We start from the raw sequence: 26,415 nt of genomic DNA, 5'->3' as shown, positions 1-26,415 counted from the left end.
TGCTAAACCCCCACAATATGGTCTATTTACGATCAAAGGATAATTAATAAAAGCCTAAAACAACCTCAAGATCGTTAATACACATCATGATGAATTTGTACGTAATCTAAAATCGGGTTTCATACTCAACTTGGAACTGATTTTCATCCCCCAAATCAGTTGAGCCTCGCATCAAAATTTCGTCATTAAGTCGATATAGCACATTGTAAACGAAAGAGTCATCATTGTTAGAAAGAGTATGTGATAAAGAAACAGATGCATTTCTATTGATGTCAAACACACCTTCTGCTGATAAATTAAGAACTGAAGCGATCGCTGCTTTATTAGTATTAGTAGATGGAGTCGGATATATCCGAAACTCACTGAAACCTACAGCCTGTCCGATCGCAGTGATACTTCCTTGCAAACCACCTAAAATGGTAGAACTAGCGAAATTAGTCAGCCCTTGGCCTGCATCTGTTTGACCGAAAGAACCCAGAATCGAGCCACCCAGTAAACCAACTATTTCTCCCCGGCTACGGCTAGGTTCACTCGTCAGTTCCAGACTGTCACCCAATTTACTAGCTGGCCCGTTCACCCTGGCTTGAACGGTAACGGTACGTAAAGTCCCAAAGTTGTTTGCAGAAACATCGCTGACTTCAGCAGACAATGGCGATTCCAAAATTTGAGTGTTCCTTGCCGATGCTTCCGGTACAATTGCAGTCAGTCGGACATCGAGAGTCGGGTCAAGTCCTTGACTTGGAATAAACCGCGCACTTTGTTCATAGCCCCGCGCCAAGGTAAACTCAGTAGAAAATAAGCTCACTCGTCCTCCTGTCAAACGAATGACTCCTTCAGGAAGCGGCTTGGCTAATGTACCATTAATCGTCAAGTCGCCTTTGGCTTCAAAGCTCAATAGGGGCTGACTGAATGCGGCTCCTCCGGGTACAAAGCTCAATAGAGACTGAGTGGTAACACGAATCTTCTTGTCTAAAATCAACTTTAAATTTGCAAACTCTAGAGGTAAATTAGGTGCAGTTACGGGGCTAGTGCTACTCTCTGCTGTAATCACTGGGTTAGCGCTATTCTCTGGTGTAGGTGTGACATTAGGGTTAATCGGTTCTCTATTTATGACCTTAGGGTTAGCTTCTGCTGTCGCTGCTGATTTTTTCTTAGTAGTAGCCGAGTTTCCAATAATCACCTGACCATCACTGAGTTTAATCTCTCCACCTATTACAGGTTTTAACGCTGTTCCGCGAATTACGATATCGCCGCCAACACCGCCTTCATAAAGTCCTGCAACCTTAAAATTGAGTTTATCTGCAATTGATACTGTTAGGGGATTCGCTGCGGCTTGCCCAGGAGTAAAAATTGGCAGGATGCCTGATGCTGTGACTTGCCCTTTATTGTACGTGCCTTGGATACCTGCGACATTCAGCGTTTTACCATTAAATTGTACTGTTCCTGTGACATTCGTTAGAGGATCAGATAAAGCTTGAGCGCTAAAAGTTGCATTATTAAGTGTGGCATTTCCGTTGATAATCGGTTCGTTTAAAGTACCTTGAACATTTAAATCTACTTTTCCTTGACCGTCTACCCAGGCGACTTGATTGTTGGTAAACACGTTTAACAGTGCCAATCCTTCATTCTGCACATTGGCATTGATGTTGATTTGATTGCTATCTGGTTGCACTGCCACAAAAGGCAAAGGAGCCGGTACACTACCTGTAATCGCAACTGGCTGCGTTCCTGTGACTAATAAGGTACTATCAAAATTCAAGCGAGCTTTGTTGTAATCAAAGTTCACTTTTCCTGTTTGCACAGGTTTCTTGTTGAGAGTCGCATCCGCGATCGCCACTTGCCCTTTCACACTAGGATCTTTTAAACTACCTGCTAATGTGGCATCAGCATTCACTTTCCCAGTAATATCGATGGGGTATTTTTGGATAAAAGGCTCTAAAAGTGATAAAGGTAAACTTGCTACATTTAACTTTCCAGATAGTTGCTCAGTTCCTAACTGTCCTGAAAACGCCACTAATCCTTGATTTATCCCCACACTCAAGGGCAAAAGTGTGACAATACCATCGGCAAAAGTGCCTTGAGCAACAACTTGATTGATGGAGTATTCACCCCATTGCCAGTTAGCACCTTGAAAATTAAAGCCGACATTCAACCCAGATTTTAACGAGCCATTGGCTGTAATTGCTCCACTTAAAGCACCCGTTAATTCTGCAAGGGTGGGCAAAGATAGAGTTTTTTTTGTCTCTACTTGCTGTTGTTTTGCTGCCAATGCGGTAACTTTTGAGAAATATGCTAACTGTGTTTTTAAATCTGCATCGGGCAAACTAATAGATTCAGTGTTAAGTACTTCTGCTTTAGCCAACTTCGGAGGCTGTAACCCGGTATTAAAGTCTTGAAAGTCGAAGACATTGAACGCTTGTAAAAGTCTTTGGATTTTGGCTTGATCAAAATTAGCTTGAAATTTAAATTGCGGATCGTTCCCTGTTTGCACATTTCCACTCAGGGCGATGTTGGTATCTCCAATCCGCAATTGACCATTAGCCAAGCTAGCAGTACCATCGGCATAATTGATCGTACCGCGAAATTCATCGGCTGCAACTCTCGCAACACGAGGCGCGGCGATCGCAACGTCTCCCGCAACTGCATAATTATTTAGATTGACAACTAAATTCCCCGATAATTGCCCCGCCAGTGGTTTCAATTGATTGTTCGGTAAAAAGCCCCCAATCAGAGCGATGGGAAACTGTTGGGCGTTGATGAGCAAGTTATCTCCCTCAGTTTTTCCTGTGGTAACTGCCCCATCACGTTTAACTAAAAATGAAGTGGGACGATAATCTGCACCCAGGTTCAGCGCAATCCGATCTTGCTTCCCGGCTAGTTGCAGACTTGCACCTTGTCCCCCTTGAAATTTCACGTTTCCGGTTAAAAGTCGGTCAAATGCCAAGTTACTCACCTGGAAATTCCGCAACCGGATATTACCATTAGCTTGGGGAACATCTGGAGTACCTGTAACTTTTCCATTAAAATCAACTAGCCCTGCTACTGCGACGTCACCAGGAACTTTGAAGCCAGTATTTTTTAAGTTGAAATTCTGCGCCAGTACATTTAAATTAAATCCGGCAATTTGGGGTGCGCCAGTTGGGGGAGACTGAATCGCGATCGCCCCATTAGCACTCACTCCTGGGGTACTTGCGTTTTCAACTATAATCTGCTGTCCATTCCACTTAAATTGGGCTGTCAGGGGTTTTTGTAGCAGTGCTATCCCTTGGGGAAGGCGGATTTCTCCGGCGGCGCGAATATCTGCAAGCTGGAAAGATTTTGTTGTGCCTGATAACTGAATGTTGCTATTGAGTCGTCCTCGCAGTTGGGGTGAGAAACGGTTGAGTTGAATTTCCGAAGTGTTGACAACTCCTTGCCAGCGTTCTTGTGCAAGTTGACCACTAGCCCTGATTGTCCCACCTGCTACGTTCAAAACGGCATCGGGGAAAACGATATTCTGTCCTTGTTTGGTAACAACAACTCGTCCGCTAGTGGGATAGGTGGCGGTAGGCACTTGTACCCGCGCTACTGTTTGCAGATTACTCAGAGTGCCGGAAATATTCGCATTTGCCGATACCTTCCCAATGGTAATCGAGGGTGAAGTTTTGTAAGCTCGGGCGATCGCATCCCCTGGTAAATTTTCTGCTTGCACATTAAATGATACCCTACCTTTGGGTGCAAGCTGAAGTTGACCGTTGGCTGTGACTTGCCCTCCCACTTCTGGATTTGCCTGAACACGAGCCACATTCACGTTTAAGGGACTACCTAAAGAACCAGAGATTTTAGCGTTCGCAGATATCCCACCCACATTAATCGGAGTTGAAATGCCATAACCTTGAGCGATCGCATTTCCGGGGATACCTTGAGCTTGAATATTTACGCCTACTTGACCTTGGGGAGCCAGTTGAATTTGACCATTGGCTGTTATTTGCCCCCCGGCTGGCGGTGTCACCTGAACACTAGTAATATCAAGTTTCAAGGGCTGTTTGCCAAGTGAGCCAGAAATTTGGGCTTTTGCTGAAACATTCCCAACTGCGATCGGTAAAGTAACGCCATAGCTGCGTGCTAGTATATCCCCTGATATTCCCTCAGCTTGAGCATTAAATATTACATCCTTTTTAACTCCCAGATTAGCTTCACCGCCGCCTGTAATTTCACCACCGGCTGCGGGGACTATTTTCAGATTGGAAAGAGTAAGTTGAGATGCAGTTTGAGATGCATTTAAGCGGAAATCAGTATTGACGCTTTTAAATTGAACGCGGTCAACTTGAATAGGTTTTGTGTTGCTGACTGTACCGCTAAGAACTGGTTGCTGAAGTAAGCCGCGTACCTGGATATTTGCTTGAATTTCGCCACTAGCTGGGACTGACGAATTTACATTCAATGTCTCTAAGATATTTTTGGCGTTAACAGGTTTTATCTGAGCCGAGACATTAAAACCTGTTTTACTATTAATTGTTCCATTAGCTAGAATCGGAACTTTACCAAAATTCGTACTCAGATTATTTAAAGCAACTGTTTGACCCTGAAATACAAAACTCCCATTAAAATTAGAAACCTGCTGAGGAATATTTTGAATTTTAGCAGTAACTTGATTAGCTGTAGCTGTTCCCGTAACTGCTATTTCTGACAGTTTGGCTGGAATCTCAACCCCTAAGTCAGCATTTAAATACCCGGCTTGTAAAGCGATCGGCAACTGAATTAATCGACTTATCTCTGATGCTTGTAAATTTTGTGCTTGCAGCTTCAGGCTAGTTTGTTGAGCTTTTACTTGGGTTTCGCCAACGATTTTAACACCCCCTCCCCTAGCGAGTTGAGCATTTATGTCATAAGCGATCCTTTGATTTCGATCTGAAAATCGGGCAACACCACCAACTTGATCTAATATTACTGAGCCTTTCGGTTTAGTTGGTGCGGCAAATGGCATCAACTCCACATCACCATCTTGAATTTGAAGTGTCTGCAACTCAGTTTGAATAAAGCCTTGTCCTTCCGCAGCCTTAATTTGCGCTCTCACCCAACCACCATCTTTATCCTGTTGAATGTAGACATTGGGCTGAACTAAGGTGACATTTAATGCTAGTTTTCGGTTAAAGAGGAGTTCCAAGGGCGAGAACTGCACATCCAAAGCTTTTGCTACCACCTGATCTTGATCGCTGGGAGTTGCTGGTATCGATAGAGAGCTAAATCTCAGACTAGAGAGCGAAAAACGTTCAACTTTCCCAACTTTTACCGGACGTCCAAGCAATTGCTGAAGATTTTGCTGGACTAACGGTGCTAAATCATTATATACATAGTTTTTAGCCCACCAAGCACCAACTCCAATTCCAACCAGCAGAACCCCACCCAGAGCCAAACTAGTACGTCCTAAAAGCAGCAGCCAGGGACGACGATTAGATGGTTTCTGATTATTTTCTGAATTTGGAGATGGCGTCATGATCGTTACTAGTACCAGTACTTTTTTCTGGAGTGAGGGGAGAGACAGGCTAGTTACAGTTGTATCAGCAAGTCACAAGCTATGGTTTCACAATATTAAGACTTACGCAAGAACTTTGCGGAAACCTGCTTCTATTCTCTAAAAGAGGCTGCGCTAATGAGACGCTCCGCAAATGCGCCTATGTTATTTCATAATTTTGCGTAATTCTTGAATATATTTCGAGTAATAGTTTGTCACCAGATATTAGTTTTGTTGGCTTATGGTATTTTATTGTATATTTTAAGATAATTCTCTAATCATTCAAATTACTATATTTAGATAGATTTTATTTGCTTAAATATTAATTAGTTTTCAAAACTTAGGTAATATGGGAATATTAAATTACTTTGTGATAACTCCTGTATATACAACTTTGGTTATAAAATTCAACCTCTGTAGAATCTAACTTAGTATAGATGACGATGGTAATTAATCTAAGATTGGGGAGTAATGTAGAGTGGAATCTCACTTCCTGAAGCTGGATTTAGATCCCCAACTTCTTCGAAAAGTCGGGGATCTGGGTATTCTTATGTATAGTGCATTAGGATTGCTGTATTTAAATAAATATGAGTTACAACTGAAGCGTCGCGGTTTGAGTAAATGGAAAAAGTCAAGTTTAGGATTAGTCTAAAATTGCCACTTTCCTATATACAACCAGTCAACAAGTTGCTACTTTTAAGCAGCATAATCAATCTCGTCACCTTTGCGTCATGAATTTGTCATAGATTTGTCAAACCAATGTGCAAATCTGAGCGTGAATATATTTATTCATTTGCAGAAGGTGGGATTACCTGCCTTTTGCTTATCTTTAATTTTTTCTCATCAACTCACCACGTATTTCAGAGGCTTTATTAATTCCACCTGAATATCTCGTTTTAGCGTCGTAACTTCTGTGTACGACAGAGAGTTTTTGATGGCTTTCTTTATTTCTAAAACTCAGCACGAGTAAAACAAAACTCTTGCCTCAATTAAGACTCTGTGTGATAATGCAAAACTGATACTAATAAAATTACCGAAGCGAGTAAGTCATATTCAGGATTTTTTGCTTTTCTATAATACAAGCCAATGAATCAACTGATTATTTGCTTCTAGAGAAACAACTAAATGAAGCCAAGGCATTTAAAAAGGAGGAAAGTGTAAACCTAGCACAATCGAGTTGAGTTTGTGAGTTTATTTAATCAAGTATTATGGAATTATGGACATACAAAATAATCGCTTTAGTCCGATTGGTTTTGCTTTTATTCCCCTTGTGGCTTTAGTAATACTTGTGGGAATTGTTGTAGTGAGAAAGATCCAAATAAAACTACTTTGGAATAGTGTTGAAGTTGCTCAAGAACAAAAAGACAGTACAGCAAGAATTGAAGCGCTGGAAAAATTGGTTAAGGCTGATAACACCCTGAATAATATTCCATTAAATGATGTCGATTTCTCCAGTGTCAACCTTGAAGATGCCGACTTCAAGAGTGCCGACCTCAAGAGTGCCAACCTAACCAGTGCCAAGCTGGAACGTGCCGACTTCAAGAGTGCCGACCTCAAGAGTGCCGACCTAACCAGTGCCGACCTAACCAGTGCCGACCTAACCAGTGCCGACCTAACCAGTGCCAACCTAACTAATGCCAACCTCAGCAATGCTAACCTCAGCAATAGCAATCTAACCAGTGCCAATCTCAGAGATGTCCACCTTCAAGGCGCTAACCTCAGCAGCACCAACTTCACTAGTGCTAACCTTCAAGGTGCTAACCTTCAAGGTGCTAACCTTCAAGGTGCTAATATCACGAGTGCAAAACTCAACAGTGTCAACCTTCAAGGTGTCAACCTTCAAGGTGTCAACATCAAGAGTGCCAACCTTGAAGATGCCAACCTTAAAGATGCCGACCTTGAAGATGCCGACCTCAAGAGTACAAATCTTCAAGGTGCTAATCTTCAAGGTGCTAATCTTCAAGGTGCTAACCTTCAAGATGCCCAAAACCTAACTCTTCAAAAGCTCAAAGCAGCTAAAAATTGGGAGAGAGCTTGCTATGACCCAGAATTTCGCAAACAACTAGGCTTACCTCCAGGAAATCCCAGCCAATGCTGACCAATTTTATTGTGCAGTTGAAGTTGTGTCTGAAGAGGGAAGCTTTCGGGAGCAATCAAGTTGAGTTTGTGATTTTATTTAGCAAAGTATTATGGACGTAAAAAAGAATCGCTTTAGGTCAATTGGTTTTGCTTCTATTCTCCTCGTGGTTTTAGTAATATATGTAGGAAATGTTGTATATAGAAAGATAGAAATAAAACAACTTTTGGATACTGTCGAAGCTCTTCAAGGACAAAAAGACAGTACAGCAAGAATTGAAGCGCTGGAAAAACTGGTTAAGGCTGGAAAAACCCCGAATAATATTTCATTGAATGATGCCGACCTGGAAGGTGCCAAACTTGAAGATGCCAATTTCTCCAGTGCCAACCTTGAAAATGCCAATTTCTCCAGTGCCAACCTCAAAGATGCCGAACTTAAGAGTGCCAAGCTTAAACGCGCCAAACTCAAACGTGCCAACCTCAATACTGCCGACCTAACCAGTGCCGACCTTAAGAGTGCCGACCTCAATAGTGCCAATCTTGAAGATGCCGACCTAACCAGTGCCGACCTTAAGAGTGCTGACCTCAAGAGTGCCAACCTCGAAGATGCTGACCTCGAACGTGCCAACTTTGAAGGTGCCGATCTCGAACGTGCCAACCTCAAGAGAGTTGACCTCAAACAAAGTACCCAAATCGAAAATGCCGACTTATTTGATGTCAACTTTGAAGGTGCCAATCTCAAAGATGCCAATCTCAAAGATGCCGACTTCAAAGATGCCGACTTCAAAGATGCCGACCTCGAACATGCCAACTTTGAAAGTGCGAAGCTTTTCAACGCCAACCTTGAAAATGCCAAGCTTTCTAACGCCAACCTTGAAAATGCCAACTTTGAAGGTGCCAAACTCTCCAACATCAACCTTGAAAATGCCAACCTTGAAAATGCCAACCTTGAAAATGCCAACCTTGAAAATGCCAATCTTGAAGGTGCTAACCTCGAAGGTGCCAACCTCAAGACTGCCAACTTGAAAAGCGCTCGTCACCTAACTTTTCAAAAGTTAAAAGCAGCCGAAAATTGGGATCAAGCCTGCTATAACCCAGAATTTCGCAAACGACTGCGCTTGCCTTTAGAAAATCCAAACCAATGTTGAGTAATCAAGGTACTCGGCCGTGGGTGTAATATGTTGTCTGGCTAAAAACAGACGTTGGCACTTCTTTGATAAAAAGGGCTAATTCTGCGATTAATCCCTAGCTAACGTCAGAGTTTAATTTTACTAGGACTTACGCAAAATATCTCTGAAACTCTGATTTCCACCGTTCGCGCAGCGTCTCCCCTTGGGAGAAGTTCAGATGCCTGCGGCGGGCTGCGCCAACGGCGGAAGCCGCCGCTCCGACTTCTCTCCGTGTCGTGCCAGTTGCTTCTCCCAAGGGGAGACGCTGCGCGAACAAGTCGGGGAACCCGCCCAACGCACTGGCTTCTCTGCGCCTCTGCGGTTCGTGATTCTGTAACTCGTGCGTAAGTCCTATTTACTTCCCAGCAAAACAGCCGTGGCAATTGAGAAACATTTATACAAAAATACATCTACTAGGGAGCTACAAAAAATATTTCAACTTTTGTTTGCTCTATTTTCTTGTATTAGATGAATAATCGATGGCACTAAAGAAACAACTATAATTAATCCAATAATCGGTAACAAATACTTATCTACCTGTTCAGGTGGCAGAGATTTTCCTAAGAAAAACCCTAATATGGTGATGCCGAATGTCCAAAGAAACCCACCGATTAAGTTGTAAGACATAAATGTTCGATAATGCATCGCACCAATCCCAGCCACAATCGGCGCAAAAGTCCGTACAATAGGTAAAAACCGTGCTAAAACAATCGTTTTTTTACCGTGTTGTTGATAAAAATCTTGGGTTTTGATAAGATGTTTTTTACGAAACAACCATGAATCTTCCTTCTGAAATAGCCTTCTGCCAAATTTATGCCCAGTAAAATAGCCAACATTGTCACCTAAGACTGCACAAATAAAAGCACCAAAAATCAGAACCCAAATGTTGAGTAAATTCTGAGATGCGACAAATCCAGCAGTGAACAATAAACTATCTCCAGGCAGGAAAAAACCAATTAACAAGCCAGATTCAGCAAAGACAATCGCCCATACCCCAAAGTAGCCGAGTGATTTAATCAGTTGTGGTAAATCCAGATGCATAGAATTTCTTACCTTTCAAAAATAGACCCACAACATCTTAACGTTTAGCAATTTTCCTGAACAAAAAGTAATATTAAATTTGCGTAAAGTTATTGTGTAATTTTGGTAAATGTGATCATATATGGCAGGTTTTGGGTTAAAGGTGCAAGATGTGAAGATATTTGAACGTACTAAGACTATTTTGGAGTGCTGCGATCGCACCATTGGAGTATCGTGTTAACTTTTTCCTAGCTACCTATCCGTAGTCAGTTTTGGCGGTTTGCGTTGCGGTTTTATACTAGTGCTTCGAGTTAGAGCGTAGACAAAGCAGTGCCTTGCCCAGAGTTGTTGGAGCAACATAAAGTTAATATATGAAAAGTAATCAAATTCCTCCTGGAAGCTTTGGTATACCTGTATTAGGTGAAACACTCTCCTTTGTTTTCGACCGCGATTTTGCCAAAAAGCGCTATCGCCAGTATGGTCCTATCTTCAAAACTCATCTTATTGGCAGACCAACTGTAGTAATGGCAGGACCGGAGGCGTTAGAGTTCGTTTTGTCAAGCCAAATGGAGAATTTTTCTTGGCGCGAGGGATGGCCTAATAATTTCAAGATATTACTGGGTGAATCACTTTTTCTGCAAGATGGAGAGGAACACCGCAGAAACCGCCGCTTGATGATGCCGACGTTGCATGGTCCAGTACTGGCGAATTATGTCTCCACAATGGAAGATATTACGCGCAGCTATCTCCAAAAGTGGGAGAAAAAACAGGAGTTTACTTGGTTGCAAGAGTTTAAACAGCTGACATTTGATATTGCCAGTCAATTGTTGTTGAGTACGCGTCCTGGGCCTGAATGTGTGCGCCTTAGCCAGTTGTTTACAACCTTGACGAATGGGCTGTTTGCTATTAACCCGTTGTCTTTACCATTTACTACATTTGGTAAAGCTATAGCCGCTCGTAATCAGATTTTAGAGCATCTAACTCAAGTTGTCAGAGAACGTCAGCAAAACCCAACTCAAGATACCATCAGCTTGTTAATCAAAGCTAAAGATGAAGATGGTAACAGTCTAAGTGAAAAAGAAATCATTGCCCAAGCGGTGCTGTTACTCTTCGCTGGACATGAAACGACTACTTCGATGCTGACTTGGTTGTGTGTAGAGTTAGCCCGTCATCCAGAAGTACTCGAAAGAGCCAGAGAAGAACAATTGCAACTTGCAAGTAAAGATAATTTAGATTTAGAACAATTGGGGAAAATGCCCTATTTAGAGCAGGTTCTATGGGAAGTTGAAAGATTACATCAACCTATTGGAGGCGGGTTTCGTGGTGTAATTAAAGACTTTGAGTTTAAAGGTTATCACGTTCCTGCTGGTTGGCAGTTACTTTATTCAATTGTGATAACTCATAGCCTAAAGGAAATCTACCATGAACCAGAGCGTTTTGATCCAGATCGTTTCAGTCAAGAGCGCCAAGAACACAAAAAGTATCCTTTTAGTTTAGTTGGTTTCGGTGGTGGTCCACGCATCTGTATTGGTATAGCTTTTGCCAAAATGGAAATGAAGATTATTGCTGCCCACCTTCTACGCAATTATCATTGGGAGATATTACCCAATCAAAGTTTAGAAACAGTGTTAGTTCCTAGCAATCGCCCCAAAGATGGGTTACGGGTTCGATTTCAACCTCGGTGAAATATTATGCCATCTCAAATAGACATACATTTGCCTAACGGAATATTACAACGCTTGCAAAATGTGAAAGATTTTGTAGGCGAAAGGGTTAACTCTCTAAGTAATTCAGCACAACAAGTTGGGGACTCTTTGAAGGCAACAGCCACGACAACAACTGATAAAGCAATTGATACAGTTACAACAAACTTAGAACAAAGTTGGCAAACAGCCGAGCAATTTAAGAGTACAACATCGGGAGCAGTAAAAACAGCATTGGCATCTTCTGTAAGTGATTGGCTGACACAACACCCCCTATTTTTTAGGTTAGTTCAAATATTAAGTTGGGGTGCTAATCACCCAATTATTAGTGTAATAATTCTGCTGTTTGCACTTGCTATAGTTTGGAGCATCATTAAAGCAATTGTCCGCTTAATTGAAACAGCTAGTTGGTCAATACTCCAAGTTCCGATAAAATTTCTTCAGGCTTTGATTAAAGTTAGCTTTCTTTCCTTAATTAAAGTTGGGAGTTTTACTATCCAAAGAATGACAGCTACTAAAACAATTGATAATTTGCCAGTTTTACTACCTGAAAATTTTCAACCAAGTAAGCAACAACGATTAGCAGAAATTTCTCATCATTTGGAAGCAATTCAAAAGGAACAAAATGAGCTTTTACAAGAAGCAGCAGACTTGATTGCTTCAGATACAATTGATATAGAAATATCAAAAATTAAACAGCTAAAAAGCGTTGAATCACATCTTGGCTGAGTTCGGCTGTGGAACCGGAGGCGACGATACCACCTTTTTGCATAGCGTAATAGTAATCAGCCTGACGGACAAAGTGCAAATGTTGCTCTATCAATAAAACCGAAATGCCTGTGGTTTCGACGATGCGACGGACTGCGGCTTCAATTTCTAGGATGATGGAGGGTTGAATACGTTCAGTGGGTTCATCTAAGACGAGTAATTGAGGTTCTCCCATTAAAGCACGCGCGATCGCTAATTGTTGCTGCTGTCCCCCACTCAAATCACCACCCATCCGCGAAAGCATGGTTTTCAATACTGGAAATAAGCTAAAAACTTCCTCTGGAATTTCTGCTTTTTTTACTGGTTTGCGTCTAGCTTCCAACCCCAGCAGCAGATTTTCTTTAACTGTCAACCGGGGGATACGGTTAAAGAGATAGCTGGGTAATAATTTCATCTTCCTTGCCAGCAGCAAAGTTAGCAAAACGCTCCGCTAAGGGTGGTACAATCACCAAAGGATTACTAAACCCAGCAAAAACATGAACGCGATCAAATTTGGGAATAGCACCAATTAAGGCGATGTCGCTACTAAATGCCACCAAGCAATGATACCAAGTTCCTGGTAAATTTTCTAAAGTTGGCAAAATTTGCTTTATACTTTTTCGCAACCATTTTTCACTTACCTCTGAGTTTACCTTGGCATGAGGATCTGCGATCGCCCGGCTAATTTGACCGATGCGGAAACTACCATCTTGAAACTGAATTGCACCCGCATCTAAAATCGGTGGTAGTAGTTCATTACCAAGTTCATCCCACAATTCATCAACTTGACTAGATTCAGCTTCTAGTTGAAACCGTTGCACATTAGCCGGCATAACTAAGGTGCGTAACTGCACATTTACAGGTGGGGTTTCAATTATTTCTGCGTGGGTAAAATATAACTTGATGGGAATATCAGCAGATTTTAAAAGCTGGCGGCTGAGTCCACCAGCACAAATGACAACATTAGCACTGTGGAAAGTTGCAGTAGTTGTTTTTACGCCATCTTGCAATACTTGTAATACTTGGGTAATCTGCATTTCACCCCCAGCCCGCAGAAAGGCTTGGATGTAGGCTTGTGCTGTTTTTTCTGGGTGAATATGACCGTGTTTAACAGTTAAAGCACCAGATATCGCCTCTCGATTTAGCTGCGGTTCCAACTCACAAGCTTCTTGGACACTCAGTAACCGGGGTGGAATGGCACAATCATCATATAATGCAGCAGTTGCTTCTGGATCACAATCGGCTGAAATAGTTAGTAATAAATCTAATTCCCGAAATTGGATATCAGCGTCTAACTCTTGAGATAGGATATGGTAACGCGCGATCGCATCTTCGCACAATTGCCGAGTTAATGTTGTAGTAGCCGACCAATAGGCAAGCCCACCATAACTATAGCGAGTTGCATTCTGTGATCTGCTGTATTGCTCCAACAAAAGTACAGAAAAGCCAGTTTTCGCAAGTTCGTAGGCGAGTGCAGCACCAGTAATTCCACCGCCAACCACAATCCAGTCGTAAGTTTTCATCTTAAATGTCTTTCTGAATTACGAACTTGTACTGACTTGTACTGAGGGGCGTCGAAGTAGCGCAGCCGTTGGCGTAGCCTCTCGTAGAGAAGTATTACGAATTACCATAAGTTGCTTGTAAACGTTGTAAAAGATATTCCCCCGCCAGAATGGGGGGATAAATAGGCGATTGTTCTTTCTGGCAACTCTCCAAACAAGCAATTTCTGTATCATCATTAGGATGACAGAAAAAAGCGATAGAATATCGGGACTGTTTCAGCCTGTTATCACTGGGAATCATTACCCGATGCTTGGTTGAGGAAAACAGATGATTTGTCCACCGTTGCATCAAATCGCCAGTATTGACTACTACAGTATCAGGAATTGCAGGCGCGGCAATCCACTCTCCAGATGTTGTCTGTACTTCCAAGCCCCCAACGTCATCTTGGAAAAGTAAGGTAATACTGCCATAATCGGAATGCTCACCAGCACGCAATTGTCCGGGTTTGGGTGGTGTCTGCAATGGAGGATAGTGCAGCGATCGCAAGGTATGATGTTGTTGATTGTGTCTTGTGATAAAAAAATCTTCTGGTAATGACAACGCCAAAGCAAATGTTTGCAGTACCGTGTTAGCAAGTTCTGTGCAACTATCATAAAAGGTGAGAATAGAAGCATCTATCTCTACAGCCTCTTGTTTGCCTAAATTCAACGCTTCTTTCAGGTCGCCTGGTTTATTGGGGTCAACACGTTCTCTTTCAAAACCAACATAACCCGTGTTACTAAACTCATCACTCCAAGCTTGCTTTTGCTTAACTTCTAAAGGTAAATTGAAGAAAAATTTGCTGTGAGTGAACACTTGACTTATTAAGTCTTTTGATATTCCTGAATTCTGTAAATACATAAAGCCAATTTCATGGCAAGCTTGATAGATTTGTTTGATAACAGTTTGCCGAGTTATTGTGTTGCCATTGGTAAAGGCAGTTAAATCTATTACTGGAATTGTAACCATTTATACATAATTACAGATTTTGTGTTTTGTTAACATATAACATATAAAGTAGTATACTCAATACTTAGGTACGGAACTTTACAATGACTCTTGCTCCTTGGCGAAGCGCGATCGCTCATGCGCTCCATCGTAACCGCAGCCTTGTTTATGCCCGTTACCTCCAACTAGCAACCGTGCAAACCAACGGTCGCCCCGCTAATCGTACCTTAGTCTTTCGCGGCTTTCTGGAAGATAGAAACCAGCTAAAATTTATCACTGATACTCGTAGCGCTAAAGCCGACCAGATACAGCAACAACCTTGGGCAGAAGTTTGCTGGTACTTCCCCGATACACGAGAACAATTCCGAATCAATGGTTGTTTGACCCTGGTAAGCGGTAATGATTCTCACCAGAATTTACAGCCAGCCCGGATCAGCATGTGGCAAGAATTGAGTGATGCGGCGCGTTTACAGTTTACTTGGCCCCATCCTAGTAAACCCAGAGTCGAAACCCCAGAAGCTTTTGCACCACCAGCACCCGACCCTATACAGCCAGTGCCTAATTTTTGTCTATTGCTACTCGAACCGGTACAGGTAGATCACTTAGAATTACGCGGCGAACCCCAAAATCGATGGCTTTATCACTGTGATGAGAATCAAGAATGGTTTTGTGAAAAAATTAATCCTTAATTTTGTCATAGGACTTACGCAAAACCACACGCTGTAGGGGCAATTCATGTAGACGAAGGCTGACCGCAGGGTATTGCCCCTACCTGAAAATAAGAGTTTCGGCTATTGTTTGCGTAAGTCCTGATTTAAGTAGATGAACAAACGCAATAACATTGTGTAATTAATTATGTTTGACTACTTATGATTTTTATTCCTAACTCCTAACCCCAAACTCCTAACTCCTAACTTTATTTAAATCCCAGCACCATCTAGAAACTCCTGTATTGCCTTATCTTTAAGGCTGCATACTGGAGCATTTTTTGAGAAATCCGGGTTATAAGCTACAGAACCCGCGAATACAGGAGTTTTTGCAGAAGAGTTAGTGCGCCCAAGAGTTTGTATTTGTTCTTCCAGCGCCTCAATCCGGTCTACTAAAGCACGAATCACTTCAGCTTCCGAATCTGGTAAATTATTGTGTTCAAGAGGTGCAACCCGGACTCCAGAACGATATATGATCCGCCCAGGCACGCCTACCACAGTACAGTCTGAAGGCACATCTCTTAGAACAACAGACCCAGCGCCAATACGGACATTATTGCCAATTTGGATATTGCCCAGCACCTTCGCTCCAGCTCCGAATACGACATTTTCACCCACAGTCGGATGGCGCTTGCCACATTCTTTACCAGTACCTCCAAGGGTGACACCTTGATAAATTAGGGCATAGTTTCCCACGATCGCAGTTTCACCAATTACTACACCCATTCCGTGGTCAATAAACACACTTTGCCCAATTGCTGCACCTGGGTGGATTTCAATTCCAGTCAAAAACCGAGCCAAGTGAGAAATCAGGCGGGGAATAAAGGGAAGATTGACAGTATACAGCCAGTGAGCCAGCCTATGGAATAGCAGGGCTTGCAAACCAGGGTAACAAAATAAAACTTCCAACCAGTTACGGGCAGCTGGGTCACGTTCAAATATGATACGAAAGTCAGCACGCAGTATAGATAGCACGAGATAGCACCCTCGGAAAGCACAACAAGCTACTCTCCCATATTATCCTCTCAGGTGTTACACGTAAAAGGTGGGCAATTCAATTTTGGATTTTGGATTGACGATTTTGGATTAAATTTCAATCTAAAATCTAAAATCTAAAATCTAAAATCTAAAATTCTTACTCCCTACTTCACTGCTGTTCCACCGTCAGAGTATAATCACGCTTGACCCCAGGATTAAATGTACCCACCCAAATCCGATAGGTGCCACTTTTCCAGTTGCGATCGCTAACGCTAGCATCTTTACTTTTGCCAGTGTCATCGCCGCAACGAATCGTCGTTTTATCTGGGCCTTCGATCAGTAAAGTGGTGTCGTTGTTGTTGCTATCGACTTGTATTGTTAGCTGCGAAAAGTCCTTTTCCAAAACCATAATATGATCGGGATTGGGATCGGCAAAACCGATACAGGCTTTTTGATCGCGATCGCGGTTACTTATGGCAGACAATGAGTAAGAACCACCTGTAAATCCCTGCACTGTTCCTTGTGCTGCATTAAAGTTTGTTGACAGTGTGAAAGTACCAAAATTTGCTTGCTCTGCTATTGCAGGGGTAGCTGTGAGCGCAGTAAGTATAGCCAACAGCCAGCCGCTTTTAAACTGAAGTCGGGGGCGACAGTATTTCATAGTAGCCCTCCAACAGGCTTTTAAATTAGTAGTGATATATACATATTCTACTGAAAAAACTCCAGTGAAATTTCAGTTACTTGTGCCACATTAAAATGTGCCACAAGTAATGGCTGAGAAAGCATAGGGCTAATTGCTAGGCTGTTAAGTTGGCAAGCGATTAATATCTTTATTGCAGCCAACAACCACCATTACTGAACCTGGCTCTAAATACCTAGTGGGTTCAGGATTAATTTCAAATTTCCCATCCTGAATGATCGCTAGCAAATTTAAACCAAAACGGTTACGAATTTGAAGTTCGGCGATGGTTTTGCCGTGAAATTGATCAGGTACAATTATCTCTACAATACTATGATCGGGGTCAAGGTCAAATCGGTCTAGTATTGATTGCTTGGTAAGCGATCGCGCTAAGGCACAACCTGCTTCATATTCTGGATAAACAACGTAGTCTGCCCCAACTTTCTGTAACAGCTTACTGTGAATTTCCGAAGAAGCTTTAGCGACAATATAGGGAACACCCGCCTCCTTCAAATTCAGTGTTGTAATAATACTTTCTTGGACATAATTGCCAATAGCCACAACTACCGTCTCAAACTCAAAAATTCCGGCTTGTTTGAGCGCCCCCGGTTCAGTAGAGTCCATCTGTAAAGCATGAGTAGCCAACTTATCGTTTAAGATTTGGTTTACACGTTTTTTATCAATGTCAGTCCCCAGTACTTCGTATCCTAAGTTGTAGAGTGTACTACATACTGCTCGTCCAAATCGTCCCAAGCCGATAATTGCAAACTGTTGATTATTTCGCTGCAAACCGCGAAAAAAATTTAAAGACGACAAATTCACACTTTCTACCTTTGGTTTCATCAGGCGATAATTTTTTATAGCAATTTTTTCTCTGATATTCAACTACTTAAAAGAGTATTGACAGAGAAGATATCATTAGTAAAACACCAACTCGTTTCAAGTACATGATTGCAAATAAAGTTAGCTTGGTAGATTTGAAAATACTACCGATTTACCCATGAGGGGAAATGATTTTGCTGATCTTTAGTTAACCTACTAGCATATTCTCCTCTGGATACTGGATAACACTAGGGCGAGAATCTCCTAGTAAGGCTGACATGAGAATTAAAACTCCAACTCTTCCAATGTACATTATTGTCACTAAAATCAGTTTAGCCGGTGCTGCGATCGCGGCAGTAATTCCTGTTGAAAGCCCAACAGTTGCAAAAGCTGATACAACTTCAAATAAAATTTGCATAAAATTCAAAGATGGCTCAATAATTGCAATTAAAATCGTTGCGCTTACAACAGTTACCAAAGAACTAACTGTGACACCTACTGCTTTCAAAATCGAAGAAGTCGGTACTTGGCGCTGATACACCAAGACTTCTTCTTTACCTTGCAAGATTGCTTTGCTGCAACTGGTTAAAATTGTGATTGTAGTTGTTTTAATGCCACCACCCATACTGCCAGGACTAGCACCAATAAACATCAACACGATGGCAATAAATAACGCAGCAGTACTCATTTTGCTGATATCAATAGTGTTAAAACCACCACTTCTAGTAGTAACACATAGAAAAAATGCTCCCATCAGTTTACTTGATAAACTTAGAGAGCCAAGAGTTTCTGGGTTTTGGAATTCAGTTAGATAAAAAGCAATAGAGCCAGTGATTAAAAGGACTAATGTTGTGCTGGTTACTACTTTAAAATTAAGATACAGTGTATTTTTGACTGTTTTTCTTCTCAAACGATTGTTTAGCCAAAGATACATTTCTAAAATAACTTGATATCCTAGTCCACCGAAAATAATTAATCCAGTAATTACAATATTTAGCAATATCGATGATTGATATCTAATTAAACTATCATTAAACAAGTTAAAGCTAGCATTAGTCCAAGAATTAATGCTATAAAAAATTGCTAGACCTAAACCACTATATCCTCCATAATCAGGGACAAAAATAGGTAATAGTAAAAAAGCTCCGATAGTTTCAAAAATTAGTGTAGTGGTAATAATCGAGCGAACTAATTGTAAACTACTCTGGATTTCAGAGTTATCTAAAGCTTGTTGCAAGATAATTTTATCTTGTAAACCAAACTTGCGTCCTAACAACAGCAAAAGAAAGGTTGTAGCTGTCATATATCCCAGTCCTCCAACTTGGACTAGAACTAGAATCATAAATTGACCCCAAAAGGAAAAATAAGTACCAACATCCACCACAGATAGACCTGAGACACAAACTGCTGAAGTTGATGTGAATAGTGCCACAATTGGGTCATTCCATGTACCATTCCTACTAGAAAAAGGCATGATCAACAAGATGCTTCCAAGAGCAATGAGTGCCAGAAATCCTAAGCAGATTGTGCGAGAAACAGTCATAAGTGATTTACTTCATTGTGCTAGATATCCCAGCTAAATAGGATATATAAATTTCAACAAGGGCGTTTGTCTTAAATACTGCTTTTTTCTATGAATGCAAAACTTTACCAGCAAATTCAGCAATTTTATGATGTATCCTTTGCTCTGTGGGAGCAGATTTGGGGGCAACATCTGCATCACAGCTATTATGGGCTAGATGGTAGCGAAAAAAAGACCGCCGTCAGGCTGAAATTGATTTAATTACAAGAAATGCTTAATTTTGCCCAGGTGAAGAATTAATTCGCCTTTGCAATTCGGCTTCAAACTCCTGATCAGTGGTGCAAAGCACACTAGGGCGAGAGCGAATAATGCTCAAGTAGTGCTGGAATGCATCTTCATCTTGAGGATTATGCCGCACGTAATCGCGTAATTCTTGTTCTGTCAGTGATTGATAATTTGGTGTAGTCACTCGATTAGTACCTATTCGATTGGTGCGAGAGTCAAGGCGAACTAAGTTAATGGCTAACAGCAGTGCGGTGACTCTCACTGATCTTTGGTAAAGCGATTTTAATTGCTAGGAGTGTTGGTTCCAATTTCTCCTCTATTCAGTTATCAAGGTTCTCTAACCCAAGGTAAGGCAACAGCGACCGTTAGCAAAACTATGGCAGATGAAAAACTATAACCGGATTAAACTTCGAGAAACGCTACGCTCCAGCTATTGGTTTGTACCGACACTGATGACGGGTGCAGCGATCGCACTGGCTTTCTTGATGCTAAATTTAGATTTGGCAGGCAAGTCAGAATTAATGGAAATATTCGGCTTGAAGCCTTTCACTGGCGGACTGGAAAGTGGGCTGACTGTGCTTTCAACCATCGCTGGTTCTATGATTACCGTCGCCGGTACTGTCTTCTCTGTCACGCTCGTTGCCCTGACTCTGGCTTCCCAACAGTTTGGCTCACGAGTACTGCGAAATTTTATGCAAGACATGAAATATCAGTTCGTACTCGGTACGTTCCTGGCGACATTTATCTACTGTTTGCTGGTGTTACGGAGTATTAATGTTGATAGAGAGCAAGCTTTTGTGCCAAAGATTTCAATCACAGTCGCTATCCTGCTGGCGATCGCTAGTATCATTGTCCTAATCTACTTCATCCACCACGCTTCAACCTCGATTCATGCATGGCACATCATCAGGGAGATTAGTGATGAACTGGAATCTAATATTGATGAGCTATTATCTGAAAACGTTGGAAATCGTCATCCAGAAGACAAGCGGCAATTTGTTGAGGAAATCGCAACGGGTTTCAACCAAAAAGCCTATCCAATCCAGGCAACTAGCAGTGGTTATATTAGAGCAATTGATTACAACCGCTTGCTTAACATCGCTAAGTCAAAAAACCTTCTGTTGTATTTAAAGCAGCGTCCAGGCAAGTTTATCGTGCGAGGTAGCGAGTTAGTCAGTGTTTCGCCCCCTGAACGTGTGAATCGAAAGCTCACCCAGCAGATCAATTATGCATTCATTTTGGGTAGAGAACGCACTCCGTTTCAGGATGTGGAGTTCTCTACTAAGCAGCTAGTCGAGATTGCGATTCGGGCAATTTCTCCTGCCGTCAATGACCCATTCACAGCAATTCGCTGTATTGACCAACTTAGTGTAGCGCTGTGCCGTCTAGCTGCAAGAGATTTTCCGTCACCCTATTGCTACGATGACGATCAGAACCTCCGCCTAATTACTAATCAGGTGACGTTTGCAGGACTAGTTGATGATGCCTTTCACCAGATTCGACAGTACGGGCGACAAGATGTAGCTGTCACAATCCGCTTGCTGGAGGCGATCGCCACTATTGCTATGTACACTGACAACAAAAAGAACCGTGTGGCGCTGCTGCGTCATGCCAACATGATTAGACGCGGCAGCCAAGACTTATTGGAGGAATTGGATCGAGAGGATGTTGAGGAACGATACCAGGCGGTAATGAAGGCGTTGTCGTCACAAAATGTAGATTCAATACTCGATGTGTGACTTTGATATAATAACCATCGTTTTATATTTTTATCGGACTTATATCATGTCCGCTTGATTGCTTATTAAACCCGAAGAACCCCACCCCCGCCAAAGCTATGCTTTGTCTCCCCTAAGAGCTTGCGGGGAGGGGCTGGGGGTGGGGTGTATTGACTGTGGTTAGCATAACTAATTATGCGGACATGATATTACGCACTGTACAAATTCATCATGATGTGCATTTGCCCTCATCCCCTAACCCCTTCTCCCAAGATGGGAGAAGGGGAACTGGAGAATCACGAATTATGAAGTTTGAAGAAAACGCCCCCTTTAAGCGATCGCGCCTCAGTTCCATAACTACTGACTGTGAGCGATCGCAGGTTGTTAAAAAATGGTTTACCTAAGACTTCCACTAGCTTGAGAATCGGTACTTGACGTTCTAACAAATTCTGGCTCTTTGTCCAGTCAAGATATATATAGCCTTGGTTTGGCCGGGGAATCGCAGCAATACTATCTTTGAAATTGGAATTGTTAATTATGGAATTATCCTTAGCTGTGAGGATTTCATTTATCGTCTCTAAGTCAGACGTGAAAATTTCATAATTTCCTAAAGTTGTATGTAATCCCCGCACTTTTGTTTCAATGCTGAAAGATGCTCCTTCTTTAACATCAGTTTTTTTTGTAGCCGTGGTTAACTCAGTCCAAGCGGAGATTTTTTGCTTGTTTATAGTTAGGGGACTGATGCTGAGTCCATTGGATGAAGCGATCGCATTCAAACGAGCAACCCCTTGTTCTACACCCTCAGATTTTTCTACTACAAAAATCCAATGGGGGGTTGTTTGCTCTTTCTCAGGTAACAATGCTATAGCATATTCTCCTTGTACCCAGCTAAAAATATCCTCTGGTAAATTTATGCCCCAGCGTTTTTGAATATCCGCCAAGGGTTTTGCTAATCGAGAAACCACATCCTCAGAACCATATATGGTTGCTGTCGCTTGTCTCCAGAGTTTGGCTAAATCACTGTTAGCCAAATTACTCAAATTTGAGCCGGAAATTGCCAAACCTACTGATGCTGGAATATACTGCAATGCTCCTACAGGTTTAGATAGCGGTGCAGATGGAGAGACAATTTCCGATGAAGTCAGAAAGGTGGTTTCTGCTAGCAATCCTTTGGGGTTCAACGCCAACGATATAATTTGGCTGTTATAAAGTTCTTCTGGTAACTCTAAGCCTTGCCATTTTGCCACAATGGGAAGATTCAAGAAAGCTACAGCTAAACCCCCTTTGGGCAGTTCTTTGCTAGCTTTTTGGTATTCGGGGGAGCTAGTCAAATTTAAATCGGGCGCTTGGACGTTATTGATCGCATCTCGCAACACTTTTGGATCGTTGGCAAACAACACAAAGCCTTCACCAACAACAGCACCTGCAAGCAAGTCCTGCTCTGGTTGAGAATTGTCAGAAATCAGCTTTACGCCTTTGTATTGTTCAACAGCTAAGTTTCCTCCAGCTAATGCCCGTTTGGAAAACAACAACTCAACAAACTCGCGGCTTTTCTCCGGTTGCTTGGTTGCTAGTGCCAACAGATACCCTGGCTGCTGTCCGTTTTCTAAGTCTCGATCAATATCTAAGGTGGCGATCGCTAATGTAATTTCGTCCCCTAACCAGGGTTGAATGTCTTGTTTGTAATCTATGCCACTTTTGGCGAATAAACTGGTTTTAAGTTTAGATAGTTCCTCTTCCCGTTCCAACGCTTGCAAACGGTCAGGATTCGCTAGTAATGAAACCATTACAGGCGAAAGTTTCGACACGAATATGGTTGCACCAGGCTGGGAGGTAGAACCAATGAGGTTAGCCGGACTTTTGCCGAAAAACCAGTAAAAGCCAGCGATCGCAATTACTAGCAGTGCGATCGCACCAGCGACGATAAAACCGATAAATGAACGTTGCTTATTCACATTAAACCTATTAAGAAAGACAGTTTACAGCCATTTAAACAGAAAGCTTGCCAGAATCAATCAGCACTCTTGAGAATGGATGCTGATGCCAAGGCAGAGATTTTCTGTCACCATAAATAGTATTAGGATTGTTTACAGAAACCTCATGACCGGGAACACTTTTAGTCAACCCATGAACCATATTAGTGTAAAAGAACTAGCACAACGTCTATCTTCTAGTGATGTAAGTATTCAGCTAGTAGATGTGCGTGAACCAGAAGAATTGGCGATCGCTAGCATTGAGGGCTTTGTCAACCTACCTTTAAGTCAATTTGCCGAATGGGGAGATAAAGTACCCACTCTCTTCAATCCCGAAGCTGAAACTTTTGTGCTATGTCACCACGGCATCCGCTCTGCTCAAATGTGTCAGTGGTTAATTGCTCAAGGTTTTACAAATGTGCAAAATATTTCCGGTGGTATTGATGCTTATTCCCTATTAGTTGACCCTTCAATTCCCCAATATTAATAATCGATGACTCAGCTGGGACTTACTCTTCCAGCTGGCTTCTGCTATTGTAAAAATAGGACTGCATCAACTTAGGGTTTTCAGGGGAAACTTTACACCTTTTGCTAGTGAGTATATATTCACAGAGCTTTTCCATCCCAATATATCAGCTATTCCCGAATACGTATTCAATAATACTGTTATAAATTGAAAATTATGCAAAAATACTGTTGTGAGTAAAGGCAGCTTTTGCAGTACAAGTCTCACTTATATTTCAAGCGCACTTTCAAAAAATGCTGAAGCTAAACTTTAAGAATACTTATCATTAGAGAACTGGATAATTTGGTAACTTAATTAATTATTAATAATCTTTGTTTGCGATCAAATCCAGAAATTTTTTCAGAGTTTGATTAAAATTTGCCTTCAGTAAAAGATGCCATATGGAAGTCCAGTTGACAAATCGACAACAGCATATACTTTGGGCAACGATACGTCACTATATTGCTACAGCAGAGCCGGTTGGTTCAAAAGCTTTGGTTGATGAGTACGACCTCGGAGTAAGTTCAGCTACAATTCGCAATGTGATGGGCGTTTTAGAAAAGTCTGGATTACTTTACCAACCACACGCCTCCGCCGGACGAGTACCATCAGACTCAGGCTATCGCATTTATGTTGACCAGCTAATTACACCTTCTCTGCGTTCGCGCAGTGTGTCGCAGACAGACGCTCTTGCTAGCTTGCTTCCACGTTCGCGTAGCGTCCCGCAGGGAAATGGTACGGAAACTTTAGGGCGAGAAGTAGAGGTAGCACTGCAAAAGAGTCTCCAATGGGAAGATTGGAGTTTAGAAACCCTATTGCAAGGAGCTGCACAAATTTTAGCAACCTTGAGTGGCTGCATTAGCTTGATTACCATGCCCCAAACCACTACAGCGCTAGTGCGACATCTGCAATTAGTGCAAATAGAAGCGGGAAGGATCATGCTGATTGTGGTGACAGATGGTTATGAGACACATTCCAAATTGATGGATTTGTTGCCAGTACCAGAGGAAAGACAACGCGATTCAGAGGTAATCGATCGGGAGTTGCAGATTGTTTCTAACTTTTTGAATAGCCACTTACGGGGGCGAAGTCTGTTGGAATTAGCCGATCTCGACTGGAGCGAACTAGATCAGGAATTCCAACGCTATGGGGAATTCTTAAAAAATTCAGTTGCCGAATTGACTCGTCGCACTCTTGCACCGACTGCAACCCAAATTATGGTTCGGGGTGTGTCAGAAGTTTTACGCCAGCCGGAATTTTCCCAGTTACAGCAGGTACAAACGATTATCCACCTGCTGGAAGAAGAACAAGACCAACTATGGCGATTAATATTTGAGGAACCAGAGTTTGAGGATGTGGGTAAACCAAAGGTAACGGTTCGCATTGGCGCAGAAAATCCTCTAGAACCGATACGCACCTGCACTTTAATTTCTTCCAACTATCGTCGAGGTTCAATACCAGTAGGAAGTGTGGGAGTTCTGGGGCCAACACGCCTAGATTATGAAAGTGCGATCGCAGTCGTAGCATCTACTGCTGATTATCTCTCAGAAGCTTTTAGTTATTTCAATCCTTAAATAGAGATTAATCGGATCAGTATGATATTTAGGGACAACTCGCTACAGGTTTAGGCAGTCAATAATACAATAGCAAGCAGATAGCCCAATTTGTAGCGGCAAAATCAATAATTAATCCTACTTAAATCTTTTATGGTTAGAAAAATTGCCTTTGGACTACTGTGGCTGGGATTCACTACCTATGCTTTTTTCCTCGCGCCTCCTGAGCAACCCGGTACATTTGAGTTAATTAAAAACCTTTCTATTGGCCAGTGGCAAGGCATTAACCCGTTAGTCATAGCACTATTCAACCTCATGGGCATCTGGCCTCTTATATACAGCGCAGTAGTGTTTATTGATGGCAGAGGACAAAAAATACCTGCTTGGCTATTTGCGATCGCCTCTTTCGCAGTTGGTGCTTTTGCCTTGTTGCCCTACTTAGCCCTTAGGCAACCAAATAATCAGTTTGTCGGTGAAAAGAATGCCTTGATCAAGCTGCTAGATTCTCGTGTGACTGGGGTTGTCTTGACTGTAGCCACGGTTATTCTAGTTGCCTACGGTTTAACAGGAGGAGATTGGGACAGTTTTGTGCAACAGTGGCAAACCAACCGCTTCATTAATGTGATGAGTTTAGATTTCTGCATACTTTGCCTAGTCTTTCCCACATTACTAGGGGATGATATGGCGCGTCGCGGTTGGAAAAATCCGCAGTTGTTCTGGTTAATAGCGTTGATACCGCTATTTGGCCCATTGATTTATTTATCTGTGCGTCCACCTTTAGAAGGTGTAGAGTCAATACCCAAGCAGCCAGCAGTGAATTGAACAGGACTTACGCAAAAATTGCCAAAAAGCTTATCCCGCTTTTGCCACTCTCCGAAAACAAAAATTAAAAGCAATGTTTAAAACTCTGACTGGGATAGGGTTTGTGGCTTTATTTTCTAAGATGATAGATATAATCATTGCTTTAGACTGAA

At 42.0% G+C, this 26,415-nt stretch carries 21 protein-coding genes and 1 pseudogene; 10 read left to right on the top strand and 12 right to left on the bottom strand.

What is annotated here, in order from left to right:
• Positions 1–106: 106 nt before the first annotated feature.
• Positions 107–5,476 (bottom strand): translocation/assembly module TamB domain-containing protein, encoded by a 5,370-nt coding sequence (locus HWQ38_RS10680; RefSeq protein WP_292793053.1) that lies wholly within the window; start codon positions 5,474–5,476, stop codon positions 107–109.
• 1,234 nt (positions 5,477–6,710) lie between these two features.
• Between HWQ38_RS10680 and HWQ38_RS10675 the strand changes: the two genes are divergently transcribed.
• Positions 6,711–7,592: a pentapeptide repeat-containing protein gene (locus HWQ38_RS10675; RefSeq protein ID WP_292793051.1), complete on the top strand. Its 882-nt coding sequence runs from the start codon at positions 6,711–6,713 to the stop codon at positions 7,590–7,592.
• Between the two features lie 91 nt (positions 7,593–7,683).
• Complete coding sequence (locus HWQ38_RS10670) at positions 7,684–8,718, top strand: pentapeptide repeat-containing protein (protein ID WP_292793049.1); 1,035 nt, start codon at positions 7,684–7,686, stop codon at positions 8,716–8,718.
• 130 nt (positions 8,719–8,848) lie between these two features.
• Here HWQ38_RS10670 and HWQ38_RS10665 read toward each other — a convergent pair whose 3' ends face one another.
• Positions 8,849–9,034 carry a hypothetical protein gene (locus tag HWQ38_RS10665; protein ID WP_292793048.1) on the bottom strand — a complete coding sequence of 62 codons (186 nt, stop codon included), beginning with the start codon at positions 9,032–9,034 and terminating at the stop codon, positions 8,849–8,851.
• A 140-nt stretch (positions 9,035–9,174) separates the two neighbouring features.
• Positions 9,175–9,780, bottom strand: a complete 606-nt coding sequence (locus HWQ38_RS10660) for a VTT domain-containing protein (RefSeq protein ID WP_292793046.1) — start codon at positions 9,778–9,780, stop codon at positions 9,175–9,177.
• A gap of 350 nt (positions 9,781–10,130) precedes the next feature.
• On the opposite strand from HWQ38_RS10660, the gene HWQ38_RS10655 reads away from it, so the two are divergent.
• Together HWQ38_RS10655 and HWQ38_RS10650 are read left to right on the top strand one after the other, a co-directional pair.
• Positions 10,131–11,444, top strand: a complete 1,314-nt coding sequence (locus tag HWQ38_RS10655) for a cytochrome P450 (protein WP_292793044.1) — start codon at positions 10,131–10,133, stop codon at positions 11,442–11,444.
• Between the two features lie 6 nt (positions 11,445–11,450).
• Complete coding sequence (locus HWQ38_RS10650; protein WP_292793042.1) at positions 11,451–12,191, top strand: hypothetical protein; 741 nt, start codon at positions 11,451–11,453, stop codon at positions 12,189–12,191.
• On the opposite strand, the pseudogene HWQ38_RS10645 reads toward HWQ38_RS10650, so the two are convergent.
• From HWQ38_RS10645 to HWQ38_RS10635, 3 genes and pseudogenes are all read right to left on the bottom strand, one after another.
• Positions 12,154–12,591, bottom strand: a pseudogene (locus HWQ38_RS10645) (ATP-binding cassette domain-containing protein); the annotation flags it as partial. The gene HWQ38_RS10650 and the pseudogene HWQ38_RS10645 overlap by 38 nt on opposite strands.
• 4 nt (positions 12,592–12,595) lie before the next feature.
• Positions 12,596–13,732: an FAD-binding oxidoreductase gene (locus tag HWQ38_RS10640; protein ID WP_292793038.1), complete on the bottom strand. Its 1,137-nt coding sequence runs from the start codon at positions 13,730–13,732 to the stop codon at positions 12,596–12,598.
• 94 nt (positions 13,733–13,826) lie between these two features.
• Complete coding sequence (locus tag HWQ38_RS10635; protein ID WP_292793036.1) at positions 13,827–14,720, bottom strand: 2-oxoglutarate and iron-dependent oxygenase domain-containing protein; 894 nt, start codon at positions 14,718–14,720, stop codon at positions 13,827–13,829.
• Positions 14,721–14,803: 83 nt separating this feature from the next.
• On the opposite strand from HWQ38_RS10635, the gene HWQ38_RS10630 reads away from it, so the two are divergent.
• Positions 14,804–15,388, top strand: a complete 585-nt coding sequence (locus tag HWQ38_RS10630; RefSeq protein WP_292793034.1) for an Npun_F5749 family FMN-dependent PPOX-type flavoprotein — start codon at positions 14,804–14,806, stop codon at positions 15,386–15,388.
• A 231-nt stretch (positions 15,389–15,619) separates the two neighbouring features.
• On the opposite strand, the gene cysE is transcribed toward HWQ38_RS10630, so the two are convergent.
• From cysE to HWQ38_RS10610, 4 genes are all read right to left on the bottom strand, one after another.
• Positions 15,620–16,381, bottom strand: coding sequence for a serine O-acetyltransferase (gene cysE / locus HWQ38_RS10625; protein WP_292793032.1), 762 nt, complete (start codon positions 16,379–16,381; stop codon positions 15,620–15,622).
• A 172-nt stretch (positions 16,382–16,553) separates the two neighbouring features.
• On the bottom strand, positions 16,554–17,045 hold the full coding sequence (locus HWQ38_RS10620) for a hypothetical protein (RefSeq protein ID WP_292793030.1): 492 nt from the start codon (positions 17,043–17,045) through the stop codon (positions 16,554–16,556).
• A 144-nt stretch (positions 17,046–17,189) separates the two neighbouring features.
• Entirely contained in the window at positions 17,190–17,885 is a 696-nt protein-coding gene (locus HWQ38_RS10615; RefSeq protein WP_292793097.1) for a TrkA family potassium uptake protein, read from the bottom strand.
• Positions 17,886–18,093: 208 nt separating this feature from the next.
• A complete protein-coding gene (locus tag HWQ38_RS10610) occupies positions 18,094–19,428 on the bottom strand; it encodes a TrkH family potassium uptake protein (RefSeq protein WP_292793028.1) in 1,335 nt (444 codons plus the stop codon).
• A gap of 90 nt (positions 19,429–19,518) precedes the next feature.
• Here HWQ38_RS10610 and HWQ38_RS10605 point away from each other — a divergent pair, with 90 nt between their 5' ends.
• Positions 19,519–19,668 carry a hypothetical protein gene (locus HWQ38_RS10605; RefSeq protein WP_292793026.1) on the top strand — a complete coding sequence of 50 codons (150 nt, stop codon included), beginning with the start codon at positions 19,519–19,521 and terminating at the stop codon, positions 19,666–19,668.
• A gap of 13 nt (positions 19,669–19,681) precedes the next feature.
• On the opposite strand, the gene HWQ38_RS10600 is transcribed toward HWQ38_RS10605, so the two are convergent.
• Positions 19,682–19,954 carry a hypothetical protein gene (locus tag HWQ38_RS10600; RefSeq protein ID WP_292793024.1) on the bottom strand — a complete coding sequence of 91 codons (273 nt, stop codon included), beginning with the start codon at positions 19,952–19,954 and terminating at the stop codon, positions 19,682–19,684.
• Between the two features lie 121 nt (positions 19,955–20,075).
• Here HWQ38_RS10600 and HWQ38_RS10595 point away from each other — a divergent pair, with 121 nt between their 5' ends.
• Positions 20,076–21,431, top strand: coding sequence for a DUF2254 domain-containing protein (locus HWQ38_RS10595; protein ID WP_292793022.1), 1,356 nt, complete (start codon positions 20,076–20,078; stop codon positions 21,429–21,431).
• A gap of 275 nt (positions 21,432–21,706) precedes the next feature.
• On the opposite strand, the gene HWQ38_RS10590 is transcribed toward HWQ38_RS10595, so the two are convergent.
• The gene (locus tag HWQ38_RS10590; RefSeq protein ID WP_292793020.1) at positions 21,707–23,365 is read right to left on the bottom strand and encodes a DUF3352 domain-containing protein; all 1,659 of its coding nucleotides are present in this window, start codon (positions 23,363–23,365) and stop codon (positions 21,707–21,709) included.
• 145 nt (positions 23,366–23,510) lie between these two features.
• On the opposite strand from HWQ38_RS10590, the gene HWQ38_RS10585 reads away from it, so the two are divergent.
• The 3 genes from HWQ38_RS10585 (at position 23,511) to HWQ38_RS10575 (ending at position 26,263) form a co-directional block, all read left to right on the top strand.
• On the top strand, positions 23,511–23,870 hold the full coding sequence (locus HWQ38_RS10585; protein ID WP_292793018.1) for a rhodanese-like domain-containing protein: 360 nt from the start codon (positions 23,511–23,513) through the stop codon (positions 23,868–23,870).
• A 419-nt stretch (positions 23,871–24,289) separates the two neighbouring features.
• Positions 24,290–25,462 (top strand): heat-inducible transcriptional repressor HrcA, encoded by a 1,173-nt coding sequence (locus tag HWQ38_RS10580; protein ID WP_292793016.1) that lies wholly within the window; start codon positions 24,290–24,292, stop codon positions 25,460–25,462.
• A gap of 132 nt (positions 25,463–25,594) precedes the next feature.
• Positions 25,595–26,263, top strand: a complete 669-nt coding sequence (locus tag HWQ38_RS10575) for a DUF2834 domain-containing protein (RefSeq protein WP_292793015.1) — start codon at positions 25,595–25,597, stop codon at positions 26,261–26,263.
• Positions 26,264–26,415: the final 152 nt, after the last annotated feature.

It is taken from the genome of Nostoc sp. NMS7, assembly GCF_017115085.1.
Classification (GTDB): Bacteria; Cyanobacteriota; Cyanobacteriia; order Cyanobacteriales; family Nostocaceae; genus Nostoc.
This window is presented reverse-complemented; position numbering and strand designations above follow the sequence as displayed.